Here is a 6,678-nt window from a genome sequence, read left to right on the forward strand (position 1 = left end):
AGTGGGCATCGTCGGCAGCGGCAGAGGGGTATAAGAGACAGGTCGTGCGTCACGGGCTTCGCGCGCCCGCCGCGGGCCGGGCCGGACGGGCGTCGTGCGGCGGAGCGCCGTGCGGTGGGGCTACGGCCGGCCCGCGTACGGCATCGCGTCGGCCCAGCGCATCGCGACCTCGTGCACCGGGCTGCCGGGCTGCCGCGCCTCGATCATCATCCCCCCGCCGGTGTACATCGCGACGTGGCGGATGGTCGACGGGTTCGACGTGTCGTTGGCGTAGAAGATGAGGTCGCCCGGGCGGAGGCGGTCGTAGGAGATCTTCTGCACGCGCTGGTACTGCGAGCGCGACGTCCGGGTGATGTCGACGCCCGCGGCGGCCCACGCGCGGGACGTGAGACCCGAGCAGTCGTAGCCCGGCCCGGTGCCGCCGAACACGTACGGCGCGCCGATCTTCGTGCGCGCCCACGCGACGGCGGCCTGGCCCTGGGCGCCGTTCCCGACGCCCGTGCCGGGCGGCGGCGTGACGACGGGCGGCGGGGCAGGAGTGGGCTGAGGCGCCGGAGCCGGGGCAGGCGCTGGGGCGGGAGCCGGCGCCGGCGCCGGAGCGGGGGCCGGAGCCGGTGCCGGGGCGGGAGCCGGGCTCTGCGGGGCCGGGGCGGACGGCGCGGCCGGGGCGGACGGCGCCGCCGCCGGCGTCCCCGCAGCGGGCGGCGCGACCCGCTCCCGGGCCGCGCTCTCGCGCGCGCTCGCGGCCTGCGCGTCGAGCGCGTCCTGGCGCTCCCGCTCGACGTCGACGCTCGTGGCCCGCGCCTGCGCGAGCTCGGCGAGCAGCGTCTCGCGGCGTGCCGCCGACTCCTGCACGGCCTCGTCGAGCGCCCCGGAGGAGACTTGCGCGGCGGCCAGCGCGTCGCGCGCGCGGTCCTCGACCTCGGCCTGGTGCGCGAGCGCCGCGTCGGCCCGCGCGCGGGCCGTGTCCGCGACGGCGCGCGCCGTCGCGTGGGTCTCGACCGCCCGACCGGCGGTGCGGCCCGCGACGCGCTCGGCGTTCTCGCGCGCGACGACCTGCTCCACGCCGTCCGCGTCGAGGACCGCTCGTAGGGCGTCGAGCTCCGTCGAGCCCTGGCGCGACGCGCGGAAGAGGGCGCCGACGGAGGCGCGCGCGTCGGACTCGCCGGACCGGGCCGTCGCGAGCGCCGCCTGGGCGTCGCGCACCTCGGCGTCCGCGGCCTCCAGCTCGCCCTGCGCCGCGGCGTACTCCTCCGCCGCCGTCTCGACCGCCGCCACCGCGGCGGCGTGCCGGTCGCGCAGGGACGCCAGCTCGCGCTCGACCGTCGCGACGTCGCGCGAGGCCCCGTCAGCGGCCTCGCGCGCGGCGCGCACGTCGTCGTCCGACGGCGCCGCCGAGGCGCTCGGCGCGAGGCCGACGCCGAGCGCGAGCACGAGCGCTCCGGCGGCTCCCGCCACGGCGACGCGGCGGCGTGACGCGCTCCCGGTCACGCGGTTCATCAACCCCTCCTCGGCGTGTCTCGTTGACAGCACTCGCACGAGTCTGCCCGGAAGGTCCGCTCCGCGCGATCCGAGCGGTCGGAACGTTCTCACAATGTGGTCTCGCATGGTGAGAAGGCACTACCGGGTCGCCCGCGACGCGCCTAGCCTCGGCCTCATGTCCCGTCGAATGTGTCGCTGACCCGAGCGCACGTTCGCCTGCCCGCGAGCCGTCGTCGACGACGCCCTCGCCGCGGCATCCCGTCCCGCGTGCGCCTCTCGCCGCGGTCGACGACCCCGTCCCCGCCGCACCCGCCCCGGTGCACCCGCGCGCCGCCGTCCCACCCCACCCGCAGGAGAGCAACCATGAGCACCGACAACGCCCCCGCCTGGTCCTTCGAGACGCGCCAGGTCCACGCCGGCCAGACCGCCGACCCGACCACGGGAGCCCGCGCGCTCCCGATCTACCAGACGACGTCGTTCGTCTTCCCGGACGCCTCGGTCGCGGCCGACCGCTTCGCGCTCAAGGACCTCGGCCCGATCTACACGCGCATCGGCAACCCGACGCAGGAGGTCGTGGAGAACCGCATCGCCTCGCTCGAGGGCGGCGTCGGGGCGCTGCTCCTCGCGTCCGGGCAGGCCGCGACGACCTTCGCGATCCTCAACGTCGCCGAGGCGGGCGACCACGTCGTCGCGTCGCCGAGCCTGTACGGCGGCACCTACAACCTGCTCCAGTACTCGCTCGCCAAGCTCGGGGTCGAGACGACGTTCGTCGTCGACCCGCACGACCCGCAGGCGTGGCGCGACGCCGTCCGCCCGAACACCAAGCTCTTCTTCGGCGAGACGATCCCGAACCCGCAGGCCGACGTGCTGGACATCGAGGCCGTCGCGGCGGTCGCGCACGAGGTCGGCGTCCCGCTGGTCGTCGACAACACGGTCGCCACCCCCTACCTGCTGCGTCCGCTCGAGCACGGGGCGGACGTCGTCGTGCACTCCGCCACGAAGTACCTCGGCGGCCACGGCTCGGCGATCGGCGGCGTGATCGTCGACGGCGGCACGTTCGACTACGCGGCGCACCCGGAGCGGTTCCCGAACTACAACACGCCCGACCCGTCGTACAACGGCCTCGTCTACGCGCGCGACCTCGGGGTGGACGGCATCCTCGGGGCGAACCTCGCGTACGTGCTCAAGGCGCGCGTGCAGCTCCTGCGCGACCTGGGCTCGGCGATCTCGCCGTTCAACGCGTTCCTCATCGCGCAGGGCATCGAGACGCTCTCGCTGCGCGTCGAGCGCCACGTCGCCAACGCGCAGAAGGTCGCCGAGTGGCTCGAGGCGCGCGACGACGTCCGGACCGTCCACTACGCGGGCCTGCCCTCGAGCCCGTGGCACGCGAACGCGCAGAAGTACCTGCCGCGCGGCGCGGGCGCGGTCCTCGCGTTCGAGCTCGACGGCGGCAGCGAGGCCGGGCAGGCGTTCGTCTCCGCGCTGCAGCTCCACTCGAACGTCGCGAACATCGGCGACGTGCGGTCGCTCGTCATCCACCCGGCCTCGACCACGCACGCCCAGCTCAGCCCCGAGGAGCAGGCGAAGTCCGGCGTGACACCGGGCCTGGTCCGTCTCGCGGTCGGCATCGAGCACGTCGACGACATCCTCGCCGACCTCGAGCTCGGGTTCACCGCCGCCAAGTCGGCGCTGGGCTCCTGACCGGCCGGCGACGGGCGCGACGATGACGGATCTGGACAGCCGGGGCGCCCTGGGCGCCCCGGCCGTACAGTGGCCGACGGTGACCCCGGTGAACGACGAGCTCCTCTCCCCCGCTCCCGACGCCCGCTCCGGCGCGCGGCCGGGCGACTCGTCGACGCACGGCGTCGCGCCGTCGCGCGCGCGGGTGAAGGCCCCGGTCCCGGCGACCGGGGCGTGGCGCCCGGGCGACCCCGTGGGCCGGCGGCGCTTCGCCGACGTCGGCACGTTCGACCTCGAGTCCGGCGCCCGCCTGCCCGACGTCCGGGTCGCGTACGAGACGTGGGGCACGCTCGCGCCCGACGGGTCGAACGCCGTCCTCGTGCTGCACGCCCTCACCGGCGACTCGCACGTGAGCGGCCCGGCCGGACCCGGGCACGTGACCGCGGGCTGGTGGGAGTCGCTCGTGGGGCCCGGCGCCCCGATCGACACCGACCGCTGGTTCGTCGTCGCGCCCAACGTGCTCGGCGGCTGCCAGGGCACCACCGGACCGGCCTCGACCGCGCCCGACGGCCGCCCGTGGGGCAGCCGGTTCCCGCGCGTCACGACGCGCGACCAGGTGGCGGTCGAGATCGAGCTCGCCCGGACGCTCGGGATCACGTCGTGGGCGTTCGTCGTCGGCGCGTCGATGGGCGGGCACCGCGTGCTGGAGTGGGCGCTGCTCGGCCCCGAGGCGGGGGTCGACGTCGTCTCGCTCGCCGCGATCGCGACCGCCGCCCAGACCACGGGCGACCAGATCGCCTGGGCCCACCCGCAGCTCGGTGCCGTGCGTGCCGACCCGGGCTTCCGCGGCGGCGACTACTACGACGCCGCGGACGGCGACGGGCCGCACGTCGGGCTCGGCATCGCCCGGCAGATCGCGCACGCCACCTACCGGTCCGCGCGCGAGCTCGACGACCGCTTCGGTCGGCTTCCGCAGGGCGGCGAGGACCCGTTCACCGACGGCCGCTACGCGGTGCAGTCCTACCTCGACCACCACGGCGACAAGCTCGCGCGCCGGTTCGACGCGAACTCGTACGTCGTGCTCACCGAGTCGATGCTCACGCACGACCTCGGGCGCGACCGCGGCGGCGTCGAGGCGGCGCTCGCGCAGATCACCGCGCACGCGCTCGTCGTCGCCGTCGACACCGACCGGTTGTTCCTCCCCGCCGACTGTGCGCGCATCGCCGCCGGCATCCCCGGCGCCGAGCCCTTGCGGACGCTCACGAGCGACTTCGGGCACGACGGCTTCCTCATCGAGTTCGACCAGCTCGGACCGATCGTCGCCGACTTCCTCGGCGAGCGGGCGCGCGTGCGGGACTGACCCGCACGTCGGGCGGGCACGTCCGGGGCGGGCCCCGTGGTCGGAGCGCGGACCGGACCGTAGGTTGGTCCCATGCTCGCCGCCTACGCCGACCGCACCGACCCCGTCGACCCCCTGGCCGGCCTCGTGGTCGGGGACCGCCCCGAGCCCGAGGCGCGCGAGCACTGGACCACGGTCGACGTGCGCGCCGCGTCGCTCAACCACCACGACCTCTGGTCGCTGCGCGGCGTCGGGCTGCCCGCCGACCGCCTGCCCATGATCCTCGGGACCGACGCCGCGGGCGTCGCCCCCGACGGCTCCGAGGTCGTGGTGCACGCCGTCGTCGGTGCGGACGGGCACGGCGTCGGGCCCACCGAGCGCCGTTCCCTGCTGTCCGAGCGGTACCCCGGCACGCTCGCGGAGCGCGTCGCCGTCCCGACCCACAACCTCGTCCCCAAGCCGCCCGAGCTGACCTTCGTCGAGGCCGCGTGCGTCCCGACGGCGTGGCTCACCGCCTACCGCATGCTGTTCACCGCCGGTAAGGCCGCCCCCGGGGACCGCGTGCTCGTGCAGGGCGCCGGCGGCGGCGTCGCGACGGCGGCCGTCGCGCTCGGCACCGCCGCGGGTCTCGAGACCTGGGTGACGTCCCGTTCCGCGGCGAAGCGCGCCGGAGCGGCCCGCCTCGGCGCAGCGGCGACGTTCGAGCCCGGCGCCCGGCTGCCCGCACCCGTCGACGTCGTCGTCGAGACGGTCGGGCAGGCCACGTGGCGCCACTCGCTGCGGTCCGTGCGGCCGGGCGGGACCGTCGTCGTGGCGGGCGCGACGAGCGGCGACGCGTCGCCCGCCGAGCTCTCGCGCGTGTTCTTCCACGAGATCCGCGTGCAGGGCGTGACCATGGGCTCGCGCGACGACCTCGCCGCGCTCCTGCGGTTCCTCGCGCGGAGCGAGGTGCGCCCCGTCGTCGACCAGGTGCTCCCCCTCTCGCGCGCCCGCGACGGCCTCGCCCGCCTCGCCGCGGGAGAGCACTTCGGCAAGGTGGTGCTCACGCCGTGACGGCGCCGACCTGGGCGCCCGACGTCCTCGGGGCAGGGTTCGAGCAGCGCACCGTCGAGCTGGAGCCCGACGACGAGGGCGACGTCGTCGTCACGGTCGTCCGGCACGTCCCGCCGACGGAGGAGCCCTTGCGCCCCGCGCGCGCGGTGCTCTACCTCCACGGCTGGAGCGACTACTTCTTCCAGACGGAGCTCGCCCAGACCTGGCACGGGCTCGGCGCCGCCTTCTACGCCGTCGACCTGCGCAAGTACGGTCGCAGCCTGCGCCCGCACCAGACCCCCGGGTACGCGGACCACCTCGAGGAGTACGACGCCGACATCGCCGCCGCGCTGGAGGTCGTCCGGGAGGACCTCGGCGCGCACGCCGCGATCATGCTCATGGGGCACTCGACCGGCGGCCTCGTCGCGGCGCTGTGGGCGCACCGGCACCCCGGCGTCGTGCGCGGCCTGGTCCTCAACAGCCCGTGGCTGGAGCTCCAGGGGTCGTCGGTCGCGCGCACCGTCTCCGGCCCCGCCATCCGGCAGCTCGCACGCTTCCAGCCGCGCGCGCCGCTCCCGAACGTCGATCCCGGGTACTACGCCCGCACGCTCCGCGACCGGGAGGACGGCACGTGGACCATCGAGGACGCGTGGCGCCCGGTCCCGTCGTTCCCCGTCCGGGCGGGATGGCTGCGCGCGATCATCTCCGGCCACGCCCGCGTCGCCGCCGGCCTCGCGATCGACTGCCCCGTCCTCGTGCTCCTCGCCGAGAGGTCGCTGTTCAGCACGCGCTGGACCGAGGACATGCGCGCCGCGGACATCGTGCTCGACGTCGAGCCGCTCGCCCGCCGGGCCTCGCACCTGGGTCGGGTCGTCACCCTGGTGCGCATTCCCGGCGGCATGCACGACCTGTCGCTCTCGGCGCCCGAGCCCCGGGCCCGGTTCTTCGCCGAGATCGTCCGCTGGTCGGCCGCGTACGGGTGGTCCTGAGCAGCGCTCGTCCGCTCTCGCCTCCCCGTTCGAGCGTTCGTGCGGGCCGACGACGGCCCAGGACGTGCCGGCATCGGCTCGTCCGTCGTGGTGTGTGGGGGTATGCGGAAATGCCGAAGGCCCACCCCGTGTGGGGTGGGCCTTCGGTGAAGGGTT

The 6,678-nt window shown here is 75.9% G+C and carries 5 protein-coding genes; 4 read left to right on the forward strand and 1 reads right to left on the reverse strand.

Features of this window, described 5'->3' with window-relative positions:
* Nucleotides 1–120 precede the first annotated feature (120 nt).
* Nucleotides 121–1,500 (reverse strand): C40 family peptidase, encoded by a 1,380-nt coding sequence (locus AC3WT4_RS19785; RefSeq protein ID WP_492316294.1) that lies wholly within the window; start codon nt 1,498–1,500, stop codon nt 121–123.
* 345 nt (nt 1,501–1,845) lie between these two features.
* On the opposite strand from AC3WT4_RS19785, the gene AC3WT4_RS19790 reads away from it, so the two are divergent.
* From AC3WT4_RS19790 to AC3WT4_RS19805, 4 genes are all read left to right on the forward strand, one after another.
* Nucleotides 1,846–3,183, forward strand: coding sequence for a bifunctional o-acetylhomoserine/o-acetylserine sulfhydrylase (locus AC3WT4_RS19790; RefSeq protein ID WP_074808308.1), 1,338 nt, complete (start codon nt 1,846–1,848; stop codon nt 3,181–3,183).
* A 22-nt stretch (nt 3,184–3,205) separates the two neighbouring features.
* Nucleotides 3,206–4,522 (forward strand): homoserine O-acetyltransferase MetX, encoded by a 1,317-nt coding sequence (gene metX / locus AC3WT4_RS19795; RefSeq protein ID WP_492316295.1) that lies wholly within the window; start codon nt 3,206–3,208, stop codon nt 4,520–4,522.
* Nucleotides 4,523–4,594: 72 nt separating this feature from the next.
* A complete protein-coding gene (locus tag AC3WT4_RS19800; protein WP_492316296.1) occupies nt 4,595–5,554 on the forward strand; it encodes a zinc-binding dehydrogenase in 960 nt (319 codons plus the stop codon).
* The gene (locus tag AC3WT4_RS19805; RefSeq protein WP_257419372.1) at nt 5,551–6,522 is read left to right on the forward strand and encodes an alpha/beta hydrolase; all 972 of its coding nucleotides are present in this window, start codon (nt 5,551–5,553) and stop codon (nt 6,520–6,522) included. Before AC3WT4_RS19800 ends, AC3WT4_RS19805 begins: the two co-directional genes overlap by 4 nt.
* The last annotated feature ends 156 nt before the right edge of the window (nt 6,523–6,678 follow it).

Source organism: Cellulosimicrobium sp. EB106-03-01-XG111, from assembly GCF_058792115.1.

What these genes read in the sequence shown, in the direction of transcription:
- AC3WT4_RS19785 (WP_492316294.1), bottom strand. Translation starts at nt 1,500, where the DNA reads ATGAACCGCGTGACCGGGAGCGCGTCACGCCGCCGCGTCGCCGTGGCG.
- AC3WT4_RS19790 (WP_074808308.1), top strand. Translation starts at nt 1,846, where the DNA reads ATGAGCACCGACAACGCCCCCGCCTGGTCCTTCGAGACGCGCCAGGTC.
- metX (WP_492316295.1), top strand. Translation starts at nt 3,206, where the DNA reads ATGACGGATCTGGACAGCCGGGGCGCCCTGGGCGCCCCGGCCGTACAG.
- AC3WT4_RS19800 (WP_492316296.1), top strand. Translation starts at nt 4,595, where the DNA reads ATGCTCGCCGCCTACGCCGACCGCACCGACCCCGTCGACCCCCTGGCC.